Source organism: Janthinobacterium sp. 1L-D-8-B-C4 (genome assembly GCF_057291295.1).
In genome coordinates this window covers 560,319-585,026 of the sequence record NZ_JBXAVX010000003.1, presented here as the reverse complement: position 1 = coordinate 585,026, position 24,708 = coordinate 560,319, and the positions used below count along the sequence as shown (strand labels likewise).

22 protein-coding genes are annotated in these 24,708 nt (G+C 61.2%); 6 read left to right on the top strand and 16 right to left on the bottom strand.

What is annotated here, in order from left to right:
- Positions 1-10 precede the first annotated feature (10 nt).
- The 3 genes from folP to AC0Z42_RS08590 form a co-directional block, all read right to left on the bottom strand.
- Complete coding sequence (gene folP, locus AC0Z42_RS08600; RefSeq protein ID WP_485467799.1) at positions 11-856, bottom strand: dihydropteroate synthase; 846 nt, start codon at positions 854-856, stop codon at positions 11-13.
- A gap of 113 nt (positions 857-969) precedes the next feature.
- On the bottom strand, positions 970-2,850 hold the full coding sequence (gene ftsH / locus AC0Z42_RS08595; RefSeq protein ID WP_308920202.1) for an ATP-dependent zinc metalloprotease FtsH: 1,881 nt from the start codon (positions 2,848-2,850) through the stop codon (positions 970-972).
- Between the two features lie 206 nt (positions 2,851-3,056).
- Positions 3,057-3,740 (bottom strand): RlmE family RNA methyltransferase, encoded by a 684-nt coding sequence (locus AC0Z42_RS08590; protein ID WP_485467798.1) that lies wholly within the window; start codon positions 3,738-3,740, stop codon positions 3,057-3,059.
- A 42-nt stretch (positions 3,741-3,782) separates the two neighbouring features.
- Between AC0Z42_RS08590 and AC0Z42_RS08585 the strand changes: the two genes are divergently transcribed.
- Positions 3,783-4,253 carry a YhbY family RNA-binding protein gene (locus AC0Z42_RS08585; RefSeq protein ID WP_065307652.1) on the top strand — a complete coding sequence of 157 codons (471 nt, stop codon included), beginning with the start codon at positions 3,783-3,785 and terminating at the stop codon, positions 4,251-4,253.
- A 91-nt stretch (positions 4,254-4,344) separates the two neighbouring features.
- Here the strand turns inward: AC0Z42_RS08585 and AC0Z42_RS08580 are convergent, their stop codons facing one another.
- The 6 genes from AC0Z42_RS08580 to AC0Z42_RS08555 all read right to left on the bottom strand — a co-directional run bounded on the left by AC0Z42_RS08580 (position 4,345) and on the right by AC0Z42_RS08555 (position 11,515).
- Positions 4,345-4,788, bottom strand: coding sequence for a DUF4149 domain-containing protein (locus AC0Z42_RS08580; protein ID WP_485467797.1), 444 nt, complete (start codon positions 4,786-4,788; stop codon positions 4,345-4,347).
- Positions 4,788-5,264, bottom strand: a complete 477-nt coding sequence (gene greA / locus AC0Z42_RS08575) for a transcription elongation factor GreA (RefSeq protein ID WP_308920198.1) — start codon at positions 5,262-5,264, stop codon at positions 4,788-4,790. The genes AC0Z42_RS08580 and greA overlap by 1 nt, the downstream gene beginning before the upstream one ends.
- Positions 5,265-5,423: 159 nt before the next feature.
- The gene (gene carB, locus AC0Z42_RS08570) at positions 5,424-8,660 is read right to left on the bottom strand and encodes a carbamoyl-phosphate synthase large subunit (protein WP_485467796.1); all 3,237 of its coding nucleotides are present in this window, start codon (positions 8,658-8,660) and stop codon (positions 5,424-5,426) included.
- Complete coding sequence (gene carA, locus AC0Z42_RS08565; protein ID WP_485467795.1) at positions 8,653-9,831, bottom strand: glutamine-hydrolyzing carbamoyl-phosphate synthase small subunit; 1,179 nt, start codon at positions 9,829-9,831, stop codon at positions 8,653-8,655. The genes carB and carA overlap by 8 nt, the downstream gene beginning before the upstream one ends.
- Positions 9,832-10,126: 295 nt before the next feature.
- Complete coding sequence (locus tag AC0Z42_RS08560) at positions 10,127-10,534, bottom strand: GlcG/HbpS family heme-binding protein (protein WP_485467794.1); 408 nt, start codon at positions 10,532-10,534, stop codon at positions 10,127-10,129.
- A gap of 69 nt (positions 10,535-10,603) precedes the next feature.
- Positions 10,604-11,515, bottom strand: a complete 912-nt coding sequence (locus AC0Z42_RS08555; protein WP_485467793.1) for a patatin-like phospholipase family protein — start codon at positions 11,513-11,515, stop codon at positions 10,604-10,606.
- A gap of 487 nt (positions 11,516-12,002) precedes the next feature.
- On the opposite strand from AC0Z42_RS08555, the gene leuA reads away from it, so the two are divergent.
- Complete coding sequence (gene leuA / locus AC0Z42_RS08550) at positions 12,003-13,709, top strand: 2-isopropylmalate synthase (protein WP_485467792.1); 1,707 nt, start codon at positions 12,003-12,005, stop codon at positions 13,707-13,709.
- A gap of 169 nt (positions 13,710-13,878) precedes the next feature.
- A complete protein-coding gene (locus tag AC0Z42_RS08545) occupies positions 13,879-15,459 on the top strand; it encodes a methyl-accepting chemotaxis protein (RefSeq protein ID WP_485467791.1) in 1,581 nt (526 codons plus the stop codon).
- On the opposite strand, the gene egtB is transcribed toward AC0Z42_RS08545, so the two are convergent.
- Together egtB and egtD are read right to left on the bottom strand one after the other, a co-directional pair.
- A complete protein-coding gene (egtB, locus tag AC0Z42_RS08540; protein WP_485467790.1) occupies positions 15,456-16,733 on the bottom strand; it encodes an ergothioneine biosynthesis protein EgtB in 1,278 nt (425 codons plus the stop codon). The two genes, AC0Z42_RS08545 and egtB, sit on opposite strands and share 4 nt — an antisense overlap.
- A gap of 9 nt (positions 16,734-16,742) precedes the next feature.
- A complete protein-coding gene (egtD, locus tag AC0Z42_RS08535; protein WP_485467789.1) occupies positions 16,743-17,741 on the bottom strand; it encodes an L-histidine N(alpha)-methyltransferase in 999 nt (332 codons plus the stop codon).
- Here egtD and AC0Z42_RS08530 point away from each other — a divergent pair.
- The 3 genes from AC0Z42_RS08530 to AC0Z42_RS08520 all read left to right on the top strand — a co-directional run bounded on the left by AC0Z42_RS08530 (position 17,740) and on the right by AC0Z42_RS08520 (position 19,269).
- On the top strand, positions 17,740-17,970 hold the full coding sequence (locus AC0Z42_RS08530; protein WP_485467788.1) for a hypothetical protein: 231 nt from the start codon (positions 17,740-17,742) through the stop codon (positions 17,968-17,970). The two genes, egtD and AC0Z42_RS08530, sit on opposite strands and share 2 nt — an antisense overlap.
- 146 nt (positions 17,971-18,116) lie before the next feature.
- Positions 18,117-18,809, top strand: coding sequence for an ABC transporter ATP-binding protein (locus AC0Z42_RS08525; RefSeq protein ID WP_485467787.1), 693 nt, complete (start codon positions 18,117-18,119; stop codon positions 18,807-18,809).
- A 172-nt stretch (positions 18,810-18,981) separates the two neighbouring features.
- Complete coding sequence (locus tag AC0Z42_RS08520) at positions 18,982-19,269, top strand: hypothetical protein (protein WP_485467786.1); 288 nt, start codon at positions 18,982-18,984, stop codon at positions 19,267-19,269.
- A gap of 172 nt (positions 19,270-19,441) precedes the next feature.
- Here AC0Z42_RS08520 and AC0Z42_RS08515 read toward each other — a convergent pair whose 3' ends face one another.
- From AC0Z42_RS08515 to AC0Z42_RS08495, 5 genes are all read right to left on the bottom strand, one after another.
- Positions 19,442-20,203 carry a GNAT family N-acetyltransferase gene (locus tag AC0Z42_RS08515; protein ID WP_485467785.1) on the bottom strand — a complete coding sequence of 254 codons (762 nt, stop codon included), beginning with the start codon at positions 20,201-20,203 and terminating at the stop codon, positions 19,442-19,444.
- An 89-nt stretch (positions 20,204-20,292) separates the two neighbouring features.
- Positions 20,293-21,147 carry a formate dehydrogenase accessory sulfurtransferase FdhD gene (fdhD, locus tag AC0Z42_RS08510; RefSeq protein ID WP_485467784.1) on the bottom strand — a complete coding sequence of 285 codons (855 nt, stop codon included), beginning with the start codon at positions 21,145-21,147 and terminating at the stop codon, positions 20,293-20,295.
- Positions 21,148-21,207: 60 nt separating this feature from the next.
- Positions 21,208-21,846 carry a hypothetical protein gene (locus tag AC0Z42_RS08505; RefSeq protein WP_485467783.1) on the bottom strand — a complete coding sequence of 213 codons (639 nt, stop codon included), beginning with the start codon at positions 21,844-21,846 and terminating at the stop codon, positions 21,208-21,210.
- A 91-nt stretch (positions 21,847-21,937) separates the two neighbouring features.
- Positions 21,938-23,395 carry a Ppx/GppA phosphatase family protein gene (locus AC0Z42_RS08500; protein ID WP_485467782.1) on the bottom strand — a complete coding sequence of 486 codons (1,458 nt, stop codon included), beginning with the start codon at positions 23,393-23,395 and terminating at the stop codon, positions 21,938-21,940.
- A 158-nt stretch (positions 23,396-23,553) separates the two neighbouring features.
- Positions 23,554-24,636, bottom strand: coding sequence for a calcium:cation antiporter (locus tag AC0Z42_RS08495; RefSeq protein ID WP_485467781.1), 1,083 nt, complete (start codon positions 24,634-24,636; stop codon positions 23,554-23,556).
- Between the last annotated feature and the right edge of the window lie 72 nt (positions 24,637-24,708).

Below are 24,708 nucleotides of genomic sequence, written 5' to 3'. Positions count from 1 at the left end.
TCTTACTAGGTCAGCTTGCCATTCGCCAGACCTTCAGCGCATCGACAGTTTCAGCAACATCATGCACACGCACAATTTCGGCGCCTTGCGCTACCGCAGCAAGCGCGCCGCCGATGCTGCCTGCCAGGCGCTGCTCCACCGGGCGGCCGGTAGCGGCGCCCAGCATCGATTTGCGCGACAGGCCGGCCAGCACCGGCAGGCCCAGCTCGCCGCGCAACTGCTTCGTTGCGCGCAGCAAGGCGTAATTCTGCTCAACCGTCTTGCCAAAGCCAAAGCCGGGATCGATGCACAGGCGCTCGCGCTCGATGCCGGCGGCCATCATGGTATCGACCCGTTCACGCAAAAAATCCGTCACTTCGCGCACCACGTCGTCGTATTGCGGCTGATCCTGCATGGTTTCGGGCACGCTTTGCATGTGCATGATGCACAGCGCGCAGTCGCTGTCTTTCACGGCCTCGATGGCGCCGGGGGCGCGAAAACCATTGATATCGTTGATCATGTCGGCGCCGGCCAGGATGGCCTCGCGCATCACTTGCGGCTTGTAGGTGTCGACCGATAAAGGCTTGCCGCAGTCACGCAGCGCATACAGCACCGGCATCACGCGCTGCAGTTCGTCCGCCAGCGGCAACGGCGGCGCGCCAGGGCGGCTCGACTCGCCGCCGATATCGATGATGTCGGCACCGTCCGAAATCATCTGCTCGGCGCGCGACAGGGCAAACTCCAGGTGCTGGAACTTGCCGGCGTCGGAGAACGAGTCAGGCGTGATATTGAGGATGCCCATGACCAGGGCGCGCCTGCCCTGCTCTTGCGCCTGCAGCTGGAAGCCGAAGCGGCCGAATTGTAAATAGTGTCGCATGTGAATCTGTGTGATCGGAAAAAAGAGGGAAACGGTAACAAAAAAGGGCAAGGATTGCTCCTTGCCCTTTTCTTGTCATTGCCGCCTGGCCAAGTATCAGCAGGCAGCGACGATCAGGCTGGCGCCGTCACGTTCGGCGAGATGCCACCGGCACCGCTGTCGCCAGCGTTGCGGCGTGGCGGGATGACTTTTGGCGGACGCGGCTCCAGGCCGGCCATGATGTCGTTGATCTGCTCGGCGTCGATGGTTTCCCATTCCAGCAGGGCCTTGGTCATCATTTCGACCTTGTCGCGGTTGCTTTCCAGCAGCTTGCGCGACAGCGCATATTGCGTGTCGAGGATGCTGCGGATTTCGGCGTCGACCTTTTGCTGGGTCGCTTCCGAGATCGTTTTCGTGGCGCCACCGAAGAAACCTTCGTTTTCGCTGTCTTCATAGACCATCACGCCCATGCTGTCGGACATGCCGAAGCGGGTGACCATCGAGCGGGCGAGCTTGGTGGCGCGCGAGAAGTCGTTCGAGGCGCCGGTCGACATTTGTCCGACGAAAATCTCTTCGGCGATACGGCCGCCAAACAGGATGGAAATTTCTTCCAGCATCTTGTCCTTGTAGGCCGACAGATTGTCGTGTTCCGGCAGCTGCCAGGTCAGGCCCAGTGCCCAGCCACGCGGCATGATGGTGACCTTGTGTACCGGGTCGGCTTTCGGCAGCAACTTGGCAACTACTGCGTGACCGGACTCATGGTAAGCCGTATTGCGGCGCTCTTCCTCGCGGATGATCATCGACTTGCGCTCGGGACCCATGTAGATCTTGTCTTTCGCGTCTTCGAAGTCGCTCATTTCCACCAGGCGCTTGCTGCGGCGCGCGGCGAACAGGGCAGCTTCGTTGACCAGGTTGGCCAGATCGGCACCCGAGAAACCAGGCGTGCCGCGGGCCAGGATGTCGGCCTTGACGTCGGTGCCGATAGGCACTTTGCGCATGTGCACGTTCAGAATCTGTTCACGGCCGCGGATATCGGGCAAGCCTACCGACACCTGACGGTCGAAACGGCCCGGGCGCAGCAGCGCTTTATCGAGCACGTCGGCACGGTTGGTGGCGGCCACGACGATCACGCCGGAGTTCGCTTCAAAACCGTCCATCTCGACCAGCAACTGGTTCAGGGTCTGTTCGCGCTCGTCGTTGCCGCCGCCGGTACCGGCGCCACGGTGACGACCGACCGCGTCGATCTCGTCGATGAAGATGATGCAAGGCGAGTGTTTCTTGGCGTTTTCAAACATGTCACGCACGCGGGAAGCGCCCACGCCGACGAACATTTCAACGAAGTCGGAACCCGAGATCGAGAAGAACGGTACCTTGGCTTCGCCGGCAATCGCACGTGCCAGCAGGGTTTTACCGGTGCCCGGAGGACCGACCATCAGCACACCGCGTGGAATGCGGCCGCCCAGTTTCTGGAATTTGCTCGGGTCCTTGAGGAAGTCGACCACTTCGTTGACTTCTTCTTTCGCTTCGTCGCAACCGGCGACGTCGGCGAAAGTAACGGTGTTGCTTGCTTCATCCATCATGCGGGCTTTCGACTTGCCGAACGAGAAAGCCCCGCCCTTGCCGCCGCCCTGCATCTGGCGCATGAAGAAGACCCAGACGCCGATCAGCAACAGCATCGGGAACCAGGAGACAAAAATCGATTGCAGGAACGATGGTTCCTCAGGTGGGCGCACGTCGAAGTGCACGCCGTTGTCGCGCAGGTCACCGATCAGGCCCTTGTCGAGACTGGTCGCGGTGGTGCGCACCTTGGTATCGTCCATCAGCTTGGCGGTAATCGACGAACCTTCGATCACGACGTCCTTGACGCGCTTGGCTTTGACCTCATCCAGCAAATCGGAATAAGCGATGGCCTTGCTGCCGCCCGTGGCGCCATGGCTATCAAACTGCTTGAACAGCATGAACAGCAGCAGCAGTACGACGACCCAGATGGCAGATTTGGAAAACATGTTATTCACGAAGACTCCTTGGATGCAGTGCGCATCTTTTTGCTATAGCTAGAAACACGATTTTACTCGCAATAAGCGGGCCGTGCCAAAGCCCGACTATCCGTGTGCGCCAAAAAAACCGCGCTCACGTCAAGAAATGAAATGCAGTATAAACAATTTGGCCATATTCACCGGCATCGCCACTGCACTTCTCGTCCCCATGTGCGGATACCGGGTCAAATATCAAGAGCGGAATCGTCTTCTTCAACGGCATTTTTCAGCGGGTTCTTCAGCCCCCGGCCCATCAGGAAGATTTCGGATGACTTGTCGCGGCTGGCCTTTGGTTTCTTTTGCACCACGACTTTGAATTCAGCACGGAATTTTTCCACGATCTGGCTGAAGCCCATATCCTTGAAGCACTTGACCAGCAATACGCCTGAAGGCTTCAAATGCAACTGCGAAAATTCGATGGACAGGTCAATCAGATGCTCCATGCGCGCCGCATCGGCCGTGGCGATGCCCGACAGATTGGGCGCCATGTCCGACAGCACCAGGTCCACTTTGCGTCCCTGCAACACCACTTCCAGCTGGCGCAGCACGCGCGCTTCGCGGAAGTCGCCCTGGATGAAGTGGAAGTCGGCGATCGGCTCCATCGCCAGCATGTCCAGGCCGATCAAAGTACCATTGACACCGCCGCCATCCTTGCCGGCCAGCTTGCGCCGCAGGTACTGGGCCCAGCTGCCAGGCGTGCAACCGAGGTCGACAATCACCTGACCATGCTTGACCAGTTTCTCGTCTTCATCGATTTCCTTGAGCTTGTATGCGGCCCGGGCACGGTAGCCCTCTTTTTGCGCCAACTTCACATAAGGGTCATTAATGTGGTCATGCAACCAGTTTTTGTTTAATTTCTTCTTTGCCATTCGCGTAGAATACTGCTTTTAAGGGAATTACTAAAAATTATTATGCTAAAACTTACACCCGTTGAGCGCAGCGCACTGCGCGCCGAAGCACACGCGCTGAAGCCTATCGTCATTATCGGCGAAGCGGGCTTGACACCTGCTGTCCTCAAAGAGATCGACCTCGGCCTGGATTCACACGGCCTGATCAAAGTACGCGTGTTCGGCGACGACCGCGAAGCGCGCGTCGGAATGTACGAGACGATTTGCGGCAATCTCGGCGCCGCTCCCGTACAACACATAGGCAAACTGCTGGTAATCTACCGTCCGAAAAAAGAAGTGGTGAAGGAGAAGGTCAGTTCCGGCAAGGGCATGCGCGAAGTGACCATCGTCAAAGCCAGCGCCAGCGGCACCAAGCGCCCGAGCGTGACGAAAGTCATGATCAAGGGCAATGAGCGCGTGACCGAAGGCGGCTCCATCAAGCGTGCCAAGCCGCGCCAGAAGAGCGCCAAGAAAAGCGCGCTGGGCAGCAAGTAAGCCCACCCTCAGCCGCCGCCAGGCGGTTGAAACAGGAAGCGGAGCATGGAATTTTCCATCGCTCCGCTTTTTTATTGCCATTACAATATGGTCAGTGTTGTTTCCAGATCAGCACACCCGCCAGCAAGCTCTGTACCGCAAACACCAGGGTCGACACGCCGTGCAGCATGCCGAAGCGGCTGCGCATGGCGTCATCCATGATGCCCGACGGCGCCTGCGCCTTCAGTTCGCTCATCAAAGGCGTGATGCCGAAATGGCTGACCAGCGCGCACACCAGCATGGACAGCACCAGCGCGCCGAGCAGGCGGCGGCGCTTGGGCTCCAGCGCACCGGGCGCCCATTGCAGCAGGGCCAGCAGCGCCAAAGCACAAGCGATCGACAGCCAGGCTTCGGCACGGAACATGCTGCCGGCGATATTGCCTGCCAGCACACGGTCGCTCAGGGTGCCAAACAGCGTGGGCGCGACAACAAAGCCGATGGTCCACAGGCTGCCGGCCCACAGGGTGGCCACCAGGATGCGCAGGCGGACCAGCATCAGATGTACAGTACTTCCAGGATTTCGTATTCGCGCGGGCCGGACGGCGCCTGCACTTCGACCACGTCGCCGGCATACTTGCCGATCAGCGCGCGGGCGATCGGCGAGGTCACCGATACCTTGTTCAGCTTCAGGTCGGCTTCGTCGAGGCCGACGATCTGGTACGTCACTTTCTGGCCCGACTCCAGGTCTTCCAGGTTCACGGTCGAGGCGAACACCACGCGGCCTTCCGCGTCGAGGGTGGTCGGATCGATGATCTGGGCGGCGCCCAGCTTGCCTTCCAGTTCGGCGATACGGCCTTCGACGAACGCCTGGCGTTCCTTGGCGGCGTCGTACTCGGCGTTTTCCGACAGGTCGCCGTGCGAGCGCGCTTCGGCGATCGCATCGATGACGATACGGCGTTCCTTGGTCTTCAAATGATGCAGCTCTTCCTTCAGGAGTTCTGCGCCGAATTTGGTCAATGGGACTGAGGTCATGTTATCTCTACTATCTGCTAGTTATCAGTGTCAGGTCGTGCAAACGACGTCACCAAGTGAAAACCACAGAGGCCGCGCGCTGCTCTGCACGGAACTCTGTGGTTGATAAGCATGCAGTGTACCGCCTAACGGCGGCCACTGCAAATAACACGCTGGCGATTACGCCTCTTGCAAGGTCTTGTGCAGACCCTGCAGATCGTACACGCGCAATTCGTCGAGGTGACGGATGCCTTCGACGGCCGCTTCCGCGCCGGCGATGGTGGTGTAGGTCGTCACGCGCGAGGCCAGGGCCGAGGTGCGGATGGCCCGCGAATCGACGATGGCGCTGCGTTTTTCTTCGACGGTGTTAATCACCAGCACGATCTCGTGGTTTTTGATCATGTCGACCACGTGCGGACGGCCTTCGATCACCTTGTTCACCGGCGTGACGGCAATCCCGGCCGCCGCGATCACGGCCGCAGTGCCCTTGGTGGCGACCACCGTAAAGCCGGAATCGACCAGGTCACGCGCCACTTGCACGGCGCGCGGCTTGTCGGACGACTTCACGCTGATGAAGACCTTGCCGGTCTTCGGCAGGTTGACGCCGGCGCCCAGCTGCGATTTGACGAAGGCTTCGCCGAAAGTCAGTCCCACGCCCATCACTTCGCCGGTCGACTTCATTTCAGGGCCCAGGATGGTGTCCACGCCCGGGAACTTGACGAACGGGAACACGGCTTCCTTGACGCTGTAATACGGCGGCACGACTTCCTCGGTGATGCCTTGCGACGCCAAGGTCTGGCCAACCATGCAGCGGGCGGCAATTTTCGCCAGCTGCAAGCCCGTGGCTTTCGATACGAAAGGCACGGTACGCGAAGCGCGCGGATTGACTTCCAGCACGAACACCACGTCTTTCAGTTCGCCCTCGATTTCCTGCTTCTGGATCGCAAACTGCACGTTCATCAGGCCGACCACGTTCAGGCCCTTGGCCATCAGCGCGGTCTGGCGTTTCAGTTCGGCGATGGTGTCAGCCGACAGCGAATATGGTGGCAGCGAGCAGGCCGAGTCGCCCGAGTGCACGCCAGCCTGTTCGATGTGTTCCATCACGCCGCCGATAAACGTGGTTTCGCCGTCCGAGATGCAATCGACGTCGCACTCGATGGCGTCATTCAGGAAGCGGTCCAGCAGCACCGGCGAGTCGTGCGAAACCTTGACCGCTTCGCGCATGTAGCGCTCGAGGTCGCGCTGCTCGTGGACGATTTCCATCGCCCGCCCGCCCAGCACGTAGGAAGGACGTACCACCAGCGGGTAGCCGATTTCCTGTGCCAGCGCCAAAGCGTCGGCTTCGGTGCGGGCGGTACGGTTCGGCGGCTGGCGCAGTTCCAGCTTGTGCAGCAGTTGCTGGAAGCGCTCACGGTCTTCGGCCGCATCGATCATGTCGGGCGAGGTGCCGATAATCGGCACGCCGTTCGCTTCCAGGTCCAGCGCCAGTTTCAAAGGCGTCTGGCCGCCGTACTGCACGATCACGCCGACTGGTTTTTCAATCGCGACGATTTCCAGCACGTCTTCCAGGGTCAGGGACTCGAAATACAGGCGGTCGGAGGTGTCATAGTCGGTCGACACGGTTTCCGGATTGCAGTTGACCATGATGGTCTCGTAGCCGTCTTCACGCATGGCGAGCGCGGCGTGGACGCAGCAATAGTCAAATTCGATACCCTGCCCGATACGGTTCGGGCCACCGCCCAATACCATGATCTTTTTCCTGTCGGTCGGATTCGATTCGCACTCTTCGTCGTACGTTGAATACATGTACGCGGTGTCGGTCGAAAATTCTGCCGCGCAGGTGTCGACGCGCTTGTAGACGGGACGGATGCCCAGCGCATGGCGCTGCTGGCGCACGGCCGTATCGGTCGTCTGCAACAGGAAGCCCAGGCGGCGGTCCGAGAAACCTTTTTGTTTCAGCTTGTACAGCGTGGTCTTGTCCAGGCCGTCCAGCTTCTGCGTGTCCAGCCACAGTTCCAGGTCGACGATTTCCTTGATCTGGATCAGGAACCATGGGTCGATCTTGGTCAGATTGTGCACTTCTTCCAGGGTGAAGCCCTGGGCAAACGCGTCGCCCACGTACCAGATGCGTTCCGGACCAGGCTCGCCCAGTTCTTCTTCGATCTTTTCGCGGTCCTTGGTCTTTTCGTTCATGCCGTCGACGCCCACTTCCAGGCCGCGCAGGGCTTTCTGGAACGATTCCTGGAACGTGCGGCCGATCGCCATCACTTCACCGACCGACTTCATCTGCGTCGTCAGGTGCTGGTCGGCGGTCGGGAATTTCTCGAACGTGAAACGCGGGATCTTGGTAACCACGTAATCGATCGACGGTTCGAACGAGGCCGGCGTGGCGCCGCCCGTGATCTCATTGCGCAGTTCGTCCAGCGTGAAACCGACTGCCAGCTTGGCGGCAATTTTCGCGATCGGGAAACCGGTGGCTTTCGACGCCAGTGCCGACGAACGCGACACGCGCGGGTTCATCTCGATGACGATCATGCGCCCGTCAGCAGGGTTGATCGAGAACTGCACGTTCGAGCCGCCGGTGTCGACGCCGATCTCGCGCAGTACCGCCAGGCTGGCGTTGCGCATGATCTGGTATTCCTTGTCCGTCAGCGTTTGCGCCGGCGCGACCGTAATCGAGTCACCCGTGTGTACGCCCATCGGGTCGAGGTTTTCGATCGAGCAGATGATGATGCAGTTGTCCGCCTTGTCGCGCACCACTTCCATTTCGTACTCTTTCCAGCCCAGCAAGGATTCTTCGATCAGCAATTCCTTGGTCGGCGAGGCTTCCAGGCCGCGCTTGCAGATCGTTTCGAATTCTTCCTCGTTGTAGGCGATGCCGCCACCGGAACCGCCCATGGTGAACGATGGACGGATAATGGTCGGGAAGCCGACCGTGCGCTGCACCGCCCACGATTCTTCCATCGAGTGCGCCACGCCGGACTTGGCCGAACCGAGGCCGATCTTGGTCATCGCGTCCTTGAACTTGGAACGGTCTTCGGCCTTGTCGATCGCTTCCGGCGACGCGCCGATCAGCTCGACGTTGTATTTCGCCAGCACGCCATTGTTGAACAGGTCCAGCGCGCAGTTCAGCGCGGTCTGGCCGCCCATGGTCGGCAGGATCGCGTCAGGACGCTCCTTGGCGATGATGCGCTCGACCACCGACCATGTGATCGGTTCGATATACGTGACGTCGGCCATTTCCGGGTCGGTCATGATGGTTGCAGGGTTGCTGTTGACCAGGATGACTTTGTAGCCCTCTTCGCGCAAGGCCTTGCACGCTTGCGCGCCGGAATAGTCGAACTCGCAGGCCTGGCCGATCACGATCGGGCCAGCGCCAATAATCAGAATACTTTTGATATCTAAACGTTTAGGCATTTTTCTTTTTCTCCTCCGCGTCCATCAGCTTGATGAAGCGGTCAAACAGGTAAGCAACATCCATCGGGCCCGGCGACGCTTCAGGGTGGCCCTGGAAGCAGAAAGCCGGCTTGTCCGTGCGGGCAAAGCCCTGCAGGGAGCCGTCGAACAGCGATTCATGGGTAACGCGACAGTTGGCAGGCAGAGTGGCCGCGTCGACGGCGAAACCGTGGTTTTGCGAGGTGATCAGCACCTGTTTCGTTTCCAGGTCTTGTACCGGGTGGTTGGCGCCGTGGTGGCCGAACTTCATCTTCAGCGTTTTCGCGCCGGAAGCGATCGCCATGATCTGGTGGCCGAGGCAGATGCCGAAGGTCGGGATGCCCTTTTCGATCAGCGCCTTGGTAGCGGCAATCGCGTAGTCGCACGGCTCCGGGTCGCCGGGGCCGTTCGACAAAAAGATGCCGTCCGGATTCAACGCCATGGCCTCTTCGGCCGTCGCCTGCGCCGGCAGCACGGTGACCTTGCAGCCGCGCGCCGTCAGCATGCGCAGGATATTGCGCTTGACGCCATAGTCGAACGCCACCACGTGGTATTTCACGTCGGCATCCAGAAGCTGGCCATAGCCCTCGCCCAGGGTCCATTCCGTTTCGCGGTATTCATAGGCGGTTTTCACGGACACGACTTTCGCCAGGTCCATGCCGGCCAGGCCGGGGAAGGAACGGGCCAGGTCCAGCGCCTGCGCGGCGGATGGCTCATTGCCTTGCGTGCCGACCAGGATGGCGCCGCCCTGCGCACCTTTTTCACGCAGGATGCGCGTCAGCTTGCGGGTATCGATGCCGGCGATGGCGACGATATTTTCAGCTTTGAGGTAGTCGGACAGGGAAAGGGTGGAACGGAAGTTGGATGCCAGCAAAGGCAGGTCACGAATGATGAGGCCGGAAGCATGAACCTTGGAAGATTCGACGTCTTCCGGATTGACGCCCGTATTGCCGATATGCGGATAGGTCAGGGTGACCATCTGGCGGCTATAGCTGGGGTCGGTAAGGATTTCCTGATACCCGGTCATCGAGGTATTGAAAACAACCTCGCCCGTGGTATGACCGGCGGCGCCGATCGAAAATCCTTTGAAGATCGTTCCATCAGCAAGCGCTAATATGGCTGGAACGGCAGGGCCAGAAAAAAATGGCGGCAAGGGCAACTCCTGATAAAGTTACCGTAGCTGCGCCACGTCAGACCGACCGCCAAGATACCCGAGCTGCGTGCGCTCAGGGTGTTTCAACGGTCATTTTGAATGATGGGATGGGTAGTCGCTACGGTATGTGTGTGATTGGCTAAACCTTTGAATTATAACCAAAAGGCAGCTTTTCCACAAGGAAGAAAATAGAGAATCGGCGGCAAAATATTTTCAAGCCAGCACAAAACACGCGCCCATGAAAAAAGCCGTCCGGCTTGCGCGGGGCGGCTCGTCAGGCAATAGCGGTTATTACTTATGCCGTCAGCGCGGCAATACCGGCTTTCGCGACCTGCGCATCTTCATTCGAGCGCACGCCCGAGACGCCGACCGCGCCCACATAGTGGCCTTCATAGATGATGGGCACGCCGCCTTCGAGCAGGCCGTCGATTTCCGGCGCGCTCAGGAACGACACGCGCCCGCCGTTGATCATCTCTTCATAGATGCGCGATTCGCGGCGGCCCAGCGCGGCTGTCTTGGCTTTCGATGGCGCGATATGCGAAGAAATCGGCGCCACGCCGTCCATGCGCTGCATCCACACCAGATGGCCGCCATCGTCGACGATGGCGATCGCCACCGCCCAATTGTTCTTGACCGCTTCCGCTTCGGCGGCGGCGGCGATTTTCTTGATGTCTTCCAGGCTCAGTACCGGTTTCGATTGCATGATGCTTCCTTGTGATGGTGATTCGATGATGCAAAATTGTAGCTGAAACAGCCCTGCCAACAACAGCATTTACTGTTCGCGCTTTGCTTTCAGTTTCTGCTTGAGCTGCGCCATCACGGCAAACGTCGCCTGCTCGCCGGCCAGAATGGCCTGGTTGCGGCTGGCGAAATCATTGCCTTTCATGGTACCCAGGCTGGGCTGAATCACCACATCGGCATCCTTCAGCTCGAACTGGTTGATGCGCTGGCCCATGATGGCGAAGGTCTGCATGATCACCTCCATCGAGCTGATGGCTTTTTGCGTGTCGGTTTGCGAGGAAATATTGACGGCGATAATGAAGTCCGCGCCCATGTCGCGCGCAAAACGCACCGGCACCGGCGCCACCAGGCCGCCATCGACATAGGTATGGCCGCCGATTACCACCGGCTGGAACACGCCCGGCACGGCCGACGAGGCGCGCACGGCCATGCCAGTATTGCCGCGCTGGAACAGGATCGGCTGGCCGTTTTTCAAGTCGGTCGCCACCACGCCAAACGGAATCTTGAGTTTTTCCAGCGATACGCCGCCGACGGCCTTGTTCACATAGCTTTGCAGCGCTTCGCCTTTCAACACGCCGGACGATTTGCCGAACAGCGGCAGCGCCCAGTCCGAGATCGCCGCTTCATCCATGTCAAACGCCATCTTTTGCAGCGCAAAACCGGAGTTGCCCGCCGCATACAAGGCACCGACCACGCTGCCGGCGCTGGTGCCGGTAACGATATCGGCATTGATGCCCTGCGATTCAAGCGCCTTGATCACGCCGATATGCGCAAAACCGCGCGCCGCCCCGCCACCGAGCGCCAGCCCGATCTTGATCTTGCGCGGCGTGACGGCCACCGGCACTGGCGGCGTCAATACTTGTACGGGTTTCGGGGCAGGCGTTTCGCAGCCGGCCAGCACAAAGGCGGCCAGGGCAAGCAGGGTCAGGCGTTTAGGGAGCATAGTGGACGAGTAGAAGCCGCGCGCGGCAGTGACAGCAAAGGAAGCGCCGATTGTAGCGCAAGCGGCGGCACGCCCGCTGAGGCGGTGCTTAAAAGAACTTTCCGCAAACGCAGCAGCACGCGTGCGCAAATTGCCCGATCGCCAGAAATCTGCTTGACAGCCAAACACAAACTCCATTACATTGAGTGCATGTCCTCCTTCAAACTTCCATCCCCTTCCCTGCTGTCGCTACCGCGACTACTACTAGCACGCGCTTGAGTTTGCCGCTTTGCTGCGCCTGGCCACACGCCGGCGTGTTTTAAAAAAACCCTGGAAGGTTTGATGATGTTTGCACCATCCCCAATACACACCGCAATCCCTGCAGCCGCTGCCGCCGCTACTGGCCGCCTATCGCTACCGACCGCTTGCCTGGCCTAGCGTTGCGTGGCCGCCCGGCAAGCTTGCGCCACACCCCATTTCGCTTTCCCCCTTTCAGGAGTACCCGATCATGATGTTGCAAAATCCAGCTTCCAAATACCGCGCCTTTCCTCCAGTCAAATTGACCGACCGTCAGTGGCCGAACCAGATCATCGACAAGCCGCCGATCTGGATGAGCACCGATTTGCGCGATGGTAACCAATCGCTGATCGAACCGATGAGCGCCGAGAAGAAGCTGCGGTTCTTTGAAATGCTGATCGCCATCGGCCTGAAGGAAATCGAAGTGGGTTTTCCATCGGCTTCGCAGACCGACTTCGATTTCGTGCGCAAACTGGTCGATGAAAAGCGCATTCCCGATGACGTCACCATCATCGTGCTGACCCAGTCGCGCGAAGAGCTGATCCGCCGCACCGTCGAATCCGTGGTTGGCGCCAAGCGCGCCATCGTCCACCTGTACAACTCGGTGGCACCGGTGTTCCGCAAGGTCGTGTTCGGCATGTCGCGTGAAGAAATCACCAATATCGCCACCACCGGCACCACCCTGGTAAAACAACTGGTGGCGCAGCATCCGGAAACGGAATGGGGCTTTGAATACACACCAGAGTCGTTTTCAACCACCGAACTCGATTTCTCCAAGCATATCTGCGACGCCGTCAGCGCCATCTGGAAGCCGACCCCGGCCAACAAGATGATCATCAACCTGCCATCGACCGTGGAATGCAGCACGCCGAACGTGTACGCCGACCAGATCGAATGGATGTCGCGCAAGCTGGCGCGCCGCGATTCCATCATCATCAGCGTGCACCCGCATAATGACCGCGGCACCGCCGTCGCATCGGCCGAGCTGGCGGTGATGGCCGGCGCCGACCGGGTCGAAGGCTGCTTGTTCGGCAATGGCGAGCGCACCGGCAACGTCGATTTGGTCACTTTGGCGATGAATTTGTACACCCAGGGCGTGCACCCGGGCCTCGATTTTTCCGATATCGACACCGTGCGCAAGTGCGTGGAAGAATGCAACCAGTTGCCGGTGCACCCGCGCCACCCGTACGCCGGCGACCTGGTGTTTACCGCGTTTTCCGGCTCGCACCAGGATGCGATCAAGAAAGGTTTTGTCAAGCAACAACCGGACAGCATCTGGGAAGTGCCGTACTTGCCGATCGACCCGGCAGATCTCGGCCGCAGCTATGACGCCGTGATCCGCGTCAACAGCCAGTCCGGCAAGGGCGGCATGGCGTATTTGCTGGAACAGGAATACGGCCTGGTGTTGCCGCGCCGCCTGCAGATCGAATTCTCGCGCGCCGTGCAAGCCGTGGCCGACGCCACCGGCCGCGAAATCGCCGCCCAGGATATCCACGACATCTTCCAGAAGGAATACCTGGAGCAGACGGCACCGTACGCCTACGCCTCGCACCGCATGGTGGAAGACACCAGCAGCGACGAATCGGTGCAGATCGACATCAGCCTGTCGCACCGCCAGTCGCCACTGGCGCTGCAAGGCGGCGGCAACGGTCCGATCGACGCCTTCGTCAATGCGCTCGGTCTCGACATCAAGCTGATGGACTACCACGAGCACTCGATCGGTTCGGGCGCCAACGCCCAGGCCGCCTGCTATGTCGAACTGCGCCTCGATAACGGCCCTACCCTGTTCGGCGCGGCCATCGACAGCAATATCGTTACCGCCTCGTTCAAGGCCGTGCTGTCGGCCGTGAACCGCCGCCTCAAACAAGTGGAAGGCGAAAAAACAACAGCCGCCGCTACGCCCGCAACTGCTGTGTAGTCCCAATCCTACAGGGCGTCAGCAGCATAAAAAGCGGAACGACTTGATTGTCGTTCCGCTTTTTCATTTCTTGCTTTCAATTGTTGATGCAATCGAAGTATTACAAACCGTATAATCAAATGAGAAGAAGACCATCGGGGACAGATTTCTCGCTACCGAAGGAAGCATCATGAAATTGACGGATATAAAGATAGGCGTGCGGCTGGGTGCCGGTTTTGGCATGGTATTGCTGCTGATGGTGGTGCTGATCGCCACCGGCCTGTTGCGACTCGACAAGATAGGCGCGCTCAGCGAGTCCATCATCCACAGCGACTGGGCCAAGGCCGACGCCATCGCCACCATCCGCAGCACCACGCGCTCGAATGCGGCGCTGGTGCTGGAACTGTTCATCCATGACGATGCGGCCCGCTCGAACGCCATCCACGGCGAGATCGACGCCAACAAGGCCACCATCACCAAATCGCTGGAAGTACTCGACCGCCTGGTGCATACGCCCAGCGGCCTGGAACTGCTGGCGACCCTGAAACAGCAGCGCAAGGCCTATGTTGTCTCGTTCAGCCAAGCCGACAAGCTGCTGATGGCCGGCCAGCGCGAGCCGGCCGCCGAGCATGTGCGCAAGGACACCCTGCCCGCCCTGGCCCGCCTGCAAGCGACCGTCAATACCCTCAACGATCTGCAGCGCGGCATGGTGCTGCAAGGCGGCGAACAGATCCAGCAAAACATTTCGCTGGCCAATATCATGATGTCGGTTCTGGGCACGGCCGCCGTGCTGATCGGCGTGGCCTTTGCCTGGTATGTGACGCGTTCGATCACCGCCCCGCTGGCGTATGCATTGAACGTGGCGCGCGCGGTGGCGGCAGGCGACCTGAGCAGCAAGATCGTGACCGATGGCAAGGATGAAACGGGGCAGCTGCTGCAGGCGCTGCGCGAAATGAACGACAACCTGGCCGGCCTGGTGGGCCAGGTGCGCGGTGGCACCGGCGCGATTGCCGTGGCATCGAGCGAAATTGCCAGCGGCAATGCCGACCTGTCGGCGCGTACCGAGGCGCAGGCCAGCGCCCTGGAAGAAACTGCCTCGTCGATGATCGAAATGACCGGCACCGTGCGCAGCAACAGCGACAATGCCCGCCAGGCCGACCAGCTGGCCCGCTCGGCGGCCGAAGTGGCGCAGCGCGGCGGCACCGCGATGGCGCAGGTGATCGGCACCATGGACGCCATCAATGCCTCGTCGAAGAAAATCGTCGACATTATTTCCGTGATCGACGGCATCGCTTTCCAGACCAATATCCTGGCCTTGAACGCGGCGGTGGAAGCGGCGCGCGCCGGCGAACAGGGGCGCGGCTTTGCAGTGGTGGCCTCGGAGGTGCGCAACCTGGCACAGCGCTCCAGCGCGGCGGCCAAGGAAATCAAGGACCTGATCGCCGACTCCGTCAGCCAGGTCGGCCAGGGCGCGCAGCTGGTCAGCCAGGCCGGCAGCACGATGGAAGAAGTGGTGGCCAGCGTGGGCCGGGTCAGCGCAATCGTCGGCGAGATCAGCACGGCCAACCACGAGCAAAGCGAAGGGATCGAGCAGATCAATGCGGCCATCATGCAGATGGACCAGACCACCCAGCAAAATGCGGCGCTGGTGGAACAGGCTGCCGCTGCGGCGGCGGCCATGCATGACCAGGCCAGCGCACTGGAGGCGCTGGTCAGCCAGTTCAAACTGGACCAGCAGCCGGCCGGCCGCCGCCAGCTGGCGCTGGTTTAATCTACCTGATCTACCTGGCGCGCCAGGCGTATGCCGGTGAATTGCCAGCGCGCGCCGGCCGGGAAGAAATTGCGGTAGCTGGCGCGCGCATGGCCGGCCGGCGTGGCGCATGACGAGCCGCGCAGCACATACTGGTTCAGCATGAACTTGCCGTTGTATTCACCGAGCGCGCCCGGCGCCGTGCGGTAGCCCGGGTACGGCGCATAGCTGCTGCTGGTCCATTGCCAGCAGTGGCCAAACATTTGCCGCAAGCCGGCGCCCGACATTGCCGCCGCCGGATGCAGCCCGCCGCACTGCATCGGCACGCCGTGCGCCGCCAATTCCCACTCCGCTTCCGTCGGCAGGCGCGCGCCGGCCCAGTGGGCATAGGCGTCGGCCTCGAACAGCGACAGATGGGTGGCCGGCCGGTCCAGCTCCAGCGGCTGCAGGCCGTGCAGGGTGAATTCCAGCCAGCCGCCCGCATCATTTTGCTGCCAGTACAGAGGGCATGCCAGGCCCTGGCTGCGCACCCAGTCCCAGCCTTCGGCCAGCCACAGGCTGGCATTGCGGTAGCCGCCGGCCTCGATAAAGGCCAGGTACTCGCCGTTGGTGACCAGGCTGGAAGCCAGTTCGAACGGGGCGACGAATTGCTGGTGGCGCGGCAATTCATTGTCGAAGCAAAAACCGTCGCCCGCGTAACCGATTTCGCTCAGACCGCCGTCAAACGCGATCCAGCCCGCCTTGCCGCTTGGTGCCGCCACCGCGCGCGCGGCAGGTGCGTCCAGATAGGCGGGAAACAGCGCGCTTTGCGCCAGCAGGTGCTTGACGTCGGTCAGCAACAATTCCTGGTGTTGCTGTTCGTGTTCCAGGCCCAGGGTCAGCAGCATGGCCAGGCGCTCCTGCTGCGCCGGGGCCAGGCCGCTGTCGAGCAGGCGCGCCATGCGCGCGTCGACGTCGGCGCGGTAGGCGCGTACCTGCGCCATGCCGGGGCGCGTCAGCAAGCCGCGCTGGGCGCGCGGGTGCTTGTCGCCGATGCCGTTGTAATAGGAATTGAACAGCACGCGGAAGGCCGGATGAAACGGCGCGAAGCCGTCTTCCAGCGCTTCCAGGATAAACGTTTCGAAAAACCAGGTGGTGTGGGCCAGGTGCCATTTCACGGGACTGGCGTCGGGCATCGACTGCGCGCCGCAATCCTCGTCGGACAGCGGCGCGGCCAGCTGCAGCGAGTGCTGGCGCACGCGGTGGTAGTGCGCCAGCAAGGGGTCGCTGGCATGCGGGGCATTGGCAAGGTGCATGGTTATTCCTTAATCGCGAATCGCGCGCGCGTGAATCACGGCAAACCAGTTTTGTTCATCGGTCCAGACATGGTCGGCGGCAAAGCCGGCCTGCTCCAGCAGACCGACGAAGCTGGCGCGCGTATATTTATAGCTGTCTTCCGTGTGTATGCGTTCGCCTTGGGCAAAACGCCGCTGGCCGCCCTGCCAGCGCACCAGCTGCTCGCTGCGCGCTTCCAGGTGCATCTCGACGCGGCTCTCGCTGGCGTTGAAAAAGCCGTGGTGACGCCACTGGCGCACGTCGAAATCGGCGCCCAGCAGCAGGTTCAGGTGGCGCAGCATGTTCAGGTTGAAGGCGGCCGTGACGCCCAGCGCATCATCGTACGCGGCGTCGAGCACGGCATCGTCCTTGATCAGGTCGACGCCGATCAGCAGGCTGCCGCTGGCACCGGCGCTGGCGCGTACCGAGCGCAAAAAGGCGATCGCCTGGTCCGGCGTGAAATTGCCGATCGAGGAACCAGGATAGAAAAACATGCGCTTGCTGTCGCGCACGGACGCGGGCAGTTCGAGGCCGCTGAAAAAGTCCAGCCCCAGGCCCAGCATGTCGATCGCCGGGAAGCGCTGCCGCAGACGGCCCAGCGATTCGCTGAGGAAATCATACGAGATATCGATGGCCACGTACTGCGCCGGCTGCAACAGCGGAAACAGGCTGGCGGCCTTGGCGCAATTTCCGGCGCCCAGGTCGACCAGGGTGCTGCCCGGCCCCACGACTTGCGCAATGTCGGCGCCATGGCGGGCAAAAATGGCTGCCTCGGTGCGCGTCGGGTAGTACTCGGGCAAGACGCAGATGGCTTCGAACAATTTGGAACCGAGCGCATCGTACAGGTACTTGGGCGAGGTCCAGGCTGATGGCGCCAGCAGGCCTTGCGCGACCTCGGCTATCGTTGCGGGAGTGGCTGTCGCCTTCGAAAGCGGCGTGGTGTCGGACTGGCGAAGATCTGTCGATGGCGGCGCAAAGGTCTGGGTCATGGGCTGGCTGAGATTGTTAGAGGTGGCGACAATGGTAGCGGCCCGCGCCGCCAGGGCGGCACGGCGCAGGCATCGCGTCATTGGGGAAACCGGCGGCAAACAGCCGTTTCGCAATGGCATGGCGATGACGTTTTTCCATCATAGCCGAATATCAAAACCCCGGTTGTACGGCAGTTCACTTACCTTTTCTTTGAAAACAGTTGAATCCGATTTGCAATTTGTTGCGTAAATGAAGTTGTGCAAGCAAAAGAAACAAGCCTGTCGTATACTCCACATTGCCGGCCAAACAATCCGCCGCGCGCCAATGCAGTTTCCAGGCACCCCTTTCCCCCGCGTGCCGCCGCTTTTAATATTGCTACGAAGATCGCGACCATCATGCTCGAATTGCGCCACCTGTCCAAGTCCTATGCCAACGCGCGCCCCGTGCTGGCCAATCTGTCATGCCGCTTCGAGGCAGGCGAATTCATTGCCATCATGGGCGACTCCGGCGTCGGCAAGTCGACCCTGCTGAACCTGATCGCCGGCCTCGACACGCCCGATGGCGGCGTCGAAGCGCAGCCTATCCTGATCGACGGCATCGCCATGTCCAGCCTCGACGACGCAGCCGCAACGCGCTTGCGCCGCGCCCGCATGGGTTTCATCTTCCAGGCCTTCCACGTGCTGCCGCACCTGACCCTGCTGCAAAACGTGGCCCTGCCCTTGCTGCTCAACGGCCTGCCGCAAGAACGCGCGGCCAGCATGCTCGACGCGGTGGGACTGGGCGGGCGCGGCGGCGACTTTCCGCAGCAGCTGTCGGGCGGCGAAATGCAGCGCGTGGCGATCGCCCGCGCCTTGGTGCACAAGCCGGCGCTGGTGCTGGCAGACGAACCGACCGGCAACCTCGACCCGGAAACCGCGCACGGCATCCTGCAACTGCTGCGTGCCGAAATCAAGGCCAACGGCAGCTGCGCCATCATGGTCACGCATTCGCTGGCAGCGGCCGAGATGGCCGACCGGACCATGATACTGACCCGCAACGGCTTGCAAAATACAACACCAGCCCCAAAAATGCGCGAAACACTTAGTTAATTTTACTGACCATCTATCACATTTTTTGTTATCGTAGTATTATTCTTTAAATTGCTTTCATGTTAATTTTATTAAAAATATGGTCATCGAAAGCAGCACTGCAGTACTGCGATAACGACCACTGCGGAACCGGAACACGGTTTCGCCCCACCCTGGCCTGAAGGAGGAGTATATGAACGTTCGGCAAAAAAAGATGGAAATGATCGAAGCGATGAACCGGGCGCGTGCGCTGGAACCATCGAGCTTTGTTCCCAACAAACTGCTCGACACCCTGATTGAAAAACTCAATCTGAAAAACGATGCGGAATTGTGTCGCGTGCTGGAAGTGCAGCCGCCCATCATCAGCAAGATACGCCACGGCAAGTTGGCCGTGGGCGCGACGATTTTGTTGCGCATGCATGAAAAGTCGGATATCTCGATCCGCGACCTGAAAGAATTGTCGTCGACCGCAACCCACTGATCTTCGTGTCCCTGCCTGGCCTGGCCCGCGCTCACGGCGCCGCCCGTTTCGGCCTACACAACCTGCAGTCCGCTCTCTACAGAGCAACCCTGGCAACATCAAGGAAGCACAGCCCAAACCATGCTGTCTGTTTCTGCCACCAGGATCTATCCCGCTCTGCCCCACTATTGCATCAGCCCGGCGTCACCCCGTAATGACGCGCATAGCGCTCGTCCAGATTCGCCAGCGGCATCATCATGAACATGTCGGCACTCTCGAAATCAGGATCCCAGGCCGGCTCGCCACAAATCCACGCGCCTGAACGCAGATAACCCTTGATCAATGGTGGCACCTGCGGCTTGTGCGCCGCTTCCACCTGGTGGATCGGAAATGGCAGGTGCGGCGTGACGCGGTATTCGGAAGGCGCCAAATGCTTTTCCGCCAGCGCCTGGTACACCGCCACCGCATTGTGGCCACCGTCGGCCAGGCTGATGCTGGCGCAACCGACCAGGTAATCGCAGCGCTCGCGGCGCATGTATTCGGCCAGGCCCGACCACAGCAGCATGATCACGCTGCCGCCACGGTACTTGGGATGGATGCAGGCGCGCCCCGCTTCGACCATGCGCCCGCGCAGGTGATTCAGGCGGCTGAGGTCGAATTCATTCTCGGAATACAGGCGGCCCAGCTTGGCGGCTTTTGAGGCGCTCAGCACGCGGTAGGTGCCGACCACTTTCAGCGTATCGGCATCACGCACGATCAAATGATCGCAATGGGCGTCGAACTCGTCGCTGTCGAGGCCATCGGCATTCGCCAGCGAAGTGAGGCCCATGGTCTCGATAAAGACCTTGTAGCGCAGGCGCTGCACTTCGCGCAATTCCTCGGCCGTGCTGGCCTGGCTCAGTACCAGTTGTACTGGCCGCGACTTGACGTCATTTGTAGCGATTATGTTTTGCATGGTGTCATCCCTGGTGAACAAGACAACCCCAGCGTACTTGCCTAATATGTCAGGAAAATGACAGTGGAATGTCATTTCCATGACGCATCTCAGCTCACCCGTGGCGGCGACAGGCTGATGTGTGGCGTGTAATCAACAAACGCATCCTGGCGGCAGAAACCCACCAGTTTCATGCCCGCATCGGTGGCGATGCGGATCGCCAGCGAGCTGGGGGCCGAGATGGTCGCCAGCAAGGGAATGCGCATGCGCGCCGCCTTGCGCGCCAGCTCGTAGCTGCCGCGGCTGGACAAAAACACGAAGCCGCGCCGCAGGTCGGTGCCTTGCAGGGCCAGGTGGCCGATCAGCTTGTCGAGGCCATTGTGGCGGCCGATATCCTCGAACACATACAGGATCGCGCCGTCTGGCGTGCACCAGGCGGCAGCATGCACGCCGCCGGTAGCCTGCATCAGCGCCTGGTGAGCGCGCAGGCCGTCGGCAGCCTTTGCCAGGGCCTGCGGCAAGTCGACCGTGATCAGCGCCGGCGGCAGCGCTGCGGGCTGCAGGTCGAGCATTTCCAGGCTGTCGATGCCGCACACGCCGCAGCCGCTGCGCCCCGTCAGCGCGCGGCGCCGGTCTTTCAGGCGCACGAAGTCTTCCTGGGCGATGGTGAGGGCCACTTCGGCGCTGTCCCCGCGCAAGAATACTTCACAGTCGAAAATGGCGGCGGCCGACGCCACCACGCCTTCGGTCAGCGCAAAGCCATAAGCAAATGCTTCCAGGTCGCGCGGGGTGGCCATCATGACCACGTGGGAAATGCCGTTAAAGACCAGCGCGACCGGGATTTCCTCGGCGACGTGGTCGATGGCGGGGGTAAAGGTGGCGCCGCGATGGCGCACGATGGCGCGCTCGACGAAGCCGGCGCGCTCGATTTCAAATGTTTCGGTGTCTGCTGACATGGCTACCATGGGATTTCTATGCAAGCCCCATGGTAAACCAGAATCGCCGCGCCGGCAGGACGGCCGCTATCAGTCCTTCTTTGGACGGCCGGTTTTCAGCTGCGGCAGGCCGGCCAGCACGTTTTGCAGGGTGGCCAGGTCGATTTGGCTGATCAATGCCACGCCAATGCGCAGCAGTTCGCTTTTCTTGATCTCGAAGCCGGCCTTCAGGCAGGCTTTTTTCACCTGCCCCAGCACTTCATATTCGGCTTCCGGCATGGTGAAGCTGTCGCGCACCAGCTTCGGCTTGCGGGCTTTTTCCTTGGCGACTACGGCGGCCTTGGCGGCAGGCGCTTTTTTCACGGCGGCTGGCTTGGCTGCCGGTTTCACGGCGGCCTTGGCTGCTGGCTTGGCCGCTGGTTTGGCTACCACCTTGGCGGCAGGCGCAGGCTTGGCAACTGCAGCGACCTTGGCTACGGCAGGCTTGGCGGCGGGTTTCGCCGCTGCTGGTTTCGCCGCGGCGGGCTTGGCTGCCGCAGCTGGAGCTGGGACTGCCGGCTTGGCAGCCGCCTTGGCACGTGGCTTGGCCGGGGCTTTTGCCGCCGGCTTGGCTGCCACAGCGGTCGCTGGCGCGGCGTCAGCGGCGGCTGCCGCATTGATCGATTCGGTGGTCGGGAACATCGAAGCAGGAGCGGCGACGGGCTTTTTAGCTGGCGCGGTTTTGGTCATGAGTCATCCAATCAGGTAAATAATATAAACAATATATACGGTTTTTAAAATTTTTGCTCGTGAAAAAAATTTATGGCAGTCGCGCAAGCGCTCAGGCACTGGCGCGTATCGTGAAATCGACGCCCACTTCATCCCAGAATTCCTGCTCTTTTTCGATCCAGAACGACACGGTGGGATGGTGCGCCACCCAGCCGCGCTTGATATCGAGGTCGATGCGGTTCTTCATGCGCAGGCGCAGTTCGCTGAAATCGGCCTCGATGCGCGCGTGCATCAGCAAAATCGACAGTCGCAGCGCCAGTACCGCCTTGGCGAAGTCGGCATCGGCCAGCACGTCGTCGACCTTGCGCAGGTTGCCCTTTTGGACCAGGATCAAACGGCTCATGATCTTCTGTTCGCGCGTGGTAAAACCGGGCAAGTCGGCGTTTTCAATGATGTAGGCGGCATGCTTGTGATACCCCGTCTGCGACACCACCATGCCGGTTTCGTGCAGCAGGCTGGCCCAGCGCAGCGGCTTGACCAGCGCCTCGGAGGTCGGTTTCAACTGCGCGTACAGCGCCAGCGCCTGCTCGGCCACGCGCTGTGCGCGGCGCTGGTCGACATGGAATTTGTCCATGCAGGCCTGCACCGACTGTTCGCGCCGGTCGCGCTTGGTCGAGCGCAGGAACAGGTCCCACATCACGCCCATGCGCAAACCAGCCTCGATCGGCGTCATGGCGGGAATCGCCAGTTCGCGGAACAGGCCGATCAAGATCGCCAGGCCGCCGACGATGGTGCCGGCGCGGTCGGGCCGCAAGCCCGGCAGGTCGATCTTGCTGGTGTGGCCCAGTTCGATGAAGCGGCGCGCCAGCGCGTCCAGGCTGGGCCCGGTCAGCAGGCCGTCGCCGAGCTTGTTGCGGGCAATGATGTCGGCAATCGTGCGGATGGTGCCGGAAGAACCATAGGCGGTCTTCCAGTGCTGCGGCATGTACGGCGGCGCGCCATCCTCGAAGTGGCTGCGCGCCGACAGAATTGCCGCTTCGAACGATGGCGCGTCGATGCGCCCGCCGATAAAGAACGACAGGCTCTGCTTGACTGTGCCCAGGCTAAACGATTCAACCCGTTCCACGTCCTGGCCGCGGCCCAGTATCAGTTCGGTCGAGCCGCCGCCGATATCCATCACCAGGCGCCGCTCGCCGGGAATCGCCAGCGAATTGGCCACGCCCATGTAGATCAAACGCCCTTCTTCCTCGCCCGAGATGATCTCGATCGGGTAGCCGATGGCTTCTTCGGCCAGCGGCAAAAAGACGGTGCCGTTGCGCGCCACGCGCATCGCCGAGGTGGCCACCACGCGCACCGCGTCGAGCTGGTAGGTATCGAGCACGGCGCGAAAGCGCTGCAGGCACGCCAGCGCGCCCTGCATGGCCGCCTCGGTCAGGTCGCCATGAGCGTCGAGGCCGGCGGCCAGGCGGATCGGGTCGCGCACGCTCTTGATGACGCGGATGGTGTCGCCATCATGCTTGCCGACGTGTAAACGAAAACTGTTGGACCCCAGGTCCACCGCTGCATACATACTGGCCTCTTGTCTGGTCACTGCCATGCCCGCCGGCCCGGAACAGGCCGGCGGGCATGGAAATTATATAAATCATTTAAACGATTTAAAAATCCTACCACACTACCGCCATGATATGACAGGGGCATGACAGGATCGTGACAGGCAATCGCCGGTTTTTACGGCACGATGGTGGTAAAGAGGTAGACCGCAAAGATCACCAGGTGCACCGTGCCCTGCATCACCGTGGTGCGTCCCGTGCCCAGCGACAGGGTGGCCACCATCAGCGACAGCAGCAGCAAGACGGTCGACTTGATGTCCAGCCCCAGGGTGATCGTCAGGCCGGTGGCCAGCGACACCACCACCACCGCCGGAATGGTGAGGCCAATGCTGGCCAGGGCCGAGCCGAGCGCCAGGTTCAGGCTCGTTTGCAGGCGATTGGCGCGCGCGGCGCGCACCGCTGCCAGGCCTTCGGGCAGCAGCACGATGGCGGCAATCACGATGCCGACCAGGGTTTTTGGCGCGCCCATGGCGGCGATCGCCGTCTCCAGCGCGGGCGCCAGCGACTTGGCCAACAGCACCACGGCGCCCAGGCACACCAGCAGCGCGATGGCGCTGATCCAGGCCACCGTCGGGGTGGGCGGCTCGGCATGCACTTCTTCGTTGCCGACCGCTTCCTTGGGCAGGAAGTAATCGCGGTGGCGCACCGTCTGCACCAGCACGAAGGTGCCGTACAAGACCAGGGAAATGACGGCGATGAAGATCAGCTGGCTGGAGTTGTAGTACGGCCCGGCCGCGCTCGACGTATAGTTCGGCAGCACCAGCGTCAATATGGCGATCGCCGCCAGCGTGGCCAGCGACGCGCTCACGCCCAAGAGGCCAAAGGTCTGTTCCCTGTGGCGCCCGGCACCCAGCAGCAGGCAGATGCCGACGATGCCGTTCAGGATGATCATGATGGCGGCAAACACGGTATCGCGCGCCAGGCCGGTGGTTTCGGGGCCGCCGGCCAGCATCAGCGAGACGATCAGCGCCACCTCGATCAGGGTCACGGCCAGCGCCAGCACCAGGGTGCCGTACGGTTCGCCGATGCGGTGCGCCACCACTTCGGCGTGGTAGACGGCAGCGAGCACGCTGGCGATCAGGCCAAGCACCAGCAGGATCTGGTAGGCGCCGCCAAAGCCGAAGCTGGCGCCGCCCAGGAACAACCAGCCCGCGATCGGGGCGGCCAGTGGCCATACGGGCAGGGAGGTGAGACTTTTCATGAACAGGCCTGGCAAGAGTGGAAAATGAGTGCAAAACACAATGTCTTTCGCATCATAACTTGCTTGGCTTAA

Coding starts and splice junctions, on each gene's coding strand:
- folP (WP_485467799.1), bottom strand. CDS start 856: ATGCGACACTATTTACAATTCGGCCGCTTCGGCTTCCAGCTGCAGGCG.
- AC0Z42_RS08590 (WP_485467798.1), bottom strand. CDS start 3,740: ATGGCAAAGAAGAAATTAAACAAAAACTGGTTGCATGACCACATTAAT.
- AC0Z42_RS08585 (WP_065307652.1), top strand. CDS start 3,783: ATGCTAAAACTTACACCCGTTGAGCGCAGCGCACTGCGCGCCGAAGCA.
- AC0Z42_RS08580 (WP_485467797.1), bottom strand. CDS start 4,788: ATGCTGGTCCGCCTGCGCATCCTGGTGGCCACCCTGTGGGCCGGCAGC.
- greA (WP_308920198.1), bottom strand. CDS start 5,264: ATGACCTCAGTCCCATTGACCAAATTCGGCGCAGAACTCCTGAAGGAA.
- carB (WP_485467796.1), bottom strand. CDS start 8,660: ATGCCTAAACGTTTAGATATCAAAAGTATTCTGATTATTGGCGCTGGC.
- AC0Z42_RS08560 (WP_485467794.1), bottom strand. CDS start 10,534: ATGCAATCGAAACCGGTACTGAGCCTGGAAGACATCAAGAAAATCGCC.
- AC0Z42_RS08555 (WP_485467793.1), bottom strand. CDS start 11,515: ATGCTCCCTAAACGCCTGACCCTGCTTGCCCTGGCCGCCTTTGTGCTG.
- leuA (WP_485467792.1), top strand. CDS start 12,003: ATGATGTTGCAAAATCCAGCTTCCAAATACCGCGCCTTTCCTCCAGTC.
- AC0Z42_RS08545 (WP_485467791.1), top strand. CDS start 13,879: ATGAAATTGACGGATATAAAGATAGGCGTGCGGCTGGGTGCCGGTTTT.
- egtB (WP_485467790.1), bottom strand. CDS start 16,733: ATGCACCTTGCCAATGCCCCGCATGCCAGCGACCCCTTGCTGGCGCAC.
- AC0Z42_RS08530 (WP_485467788.1), top strand. CDS start 17,740: ATGGGCTGGCTGAGATTGTTAGAGGTGGCGACAATGGTAGCGGCCCGC.
- egtD (WP_485467789.1), bottom strand. CDS start 17,741: ATGACCCAGACCTTTGCGCCGCCATCGACAGATCTTCGCCAGTCCGAC.
- AC0Z42_RS08525 (WP_485467787.1), top strand. CDS start 18,117: ATGCTCGAATTGCGCCACCTGTCCAAGTCCTATGCCAACGCGCGCCCC.
- AC0Z42_RS08520 (WP_485467786.1), top strand. CDS start 18,982: ATGAACGTTCGGCAAAAAAAGATGGAAATGATCGAAGCGATGAACCGG.
- AC0Z42_RS08515 (WP_485467785.1), bottom strand. CDS start 20,203: ATGCAAAACATAATCGCTACAAATGACGTCAAGTCGCGGCCAGTACAA.
- fdhD (WP_485467784.1), bottom strand. CDS start 21,147: ATGGTAGCCATGTCAGCAGACACCGAAACATTTGAAATCGAGCGCGCC.
- AC0Z42_RS08505 (WP_485467783.1), bottom strand. CDS start 21,846: ATGACCAAAACCGCGCCAGCTAAAAAGCCCGTCGCCGCTCCTGCTTCG.
- AC0Z42_RS08500 (WP_485467782.1), bottom strand. CDS start 23,395: ATGTATGCAGCGGTGGACCTGGGGTCCAACAGTTTTCGTTTACACGTC.
- AC0Z42_RS08495 (WP_485467781.1), bottom strand. CDS start 24,636: ATGAAAAGTCTCACCTCCCTGCCCGTATGGCCACTGGCCGCCCCGATC.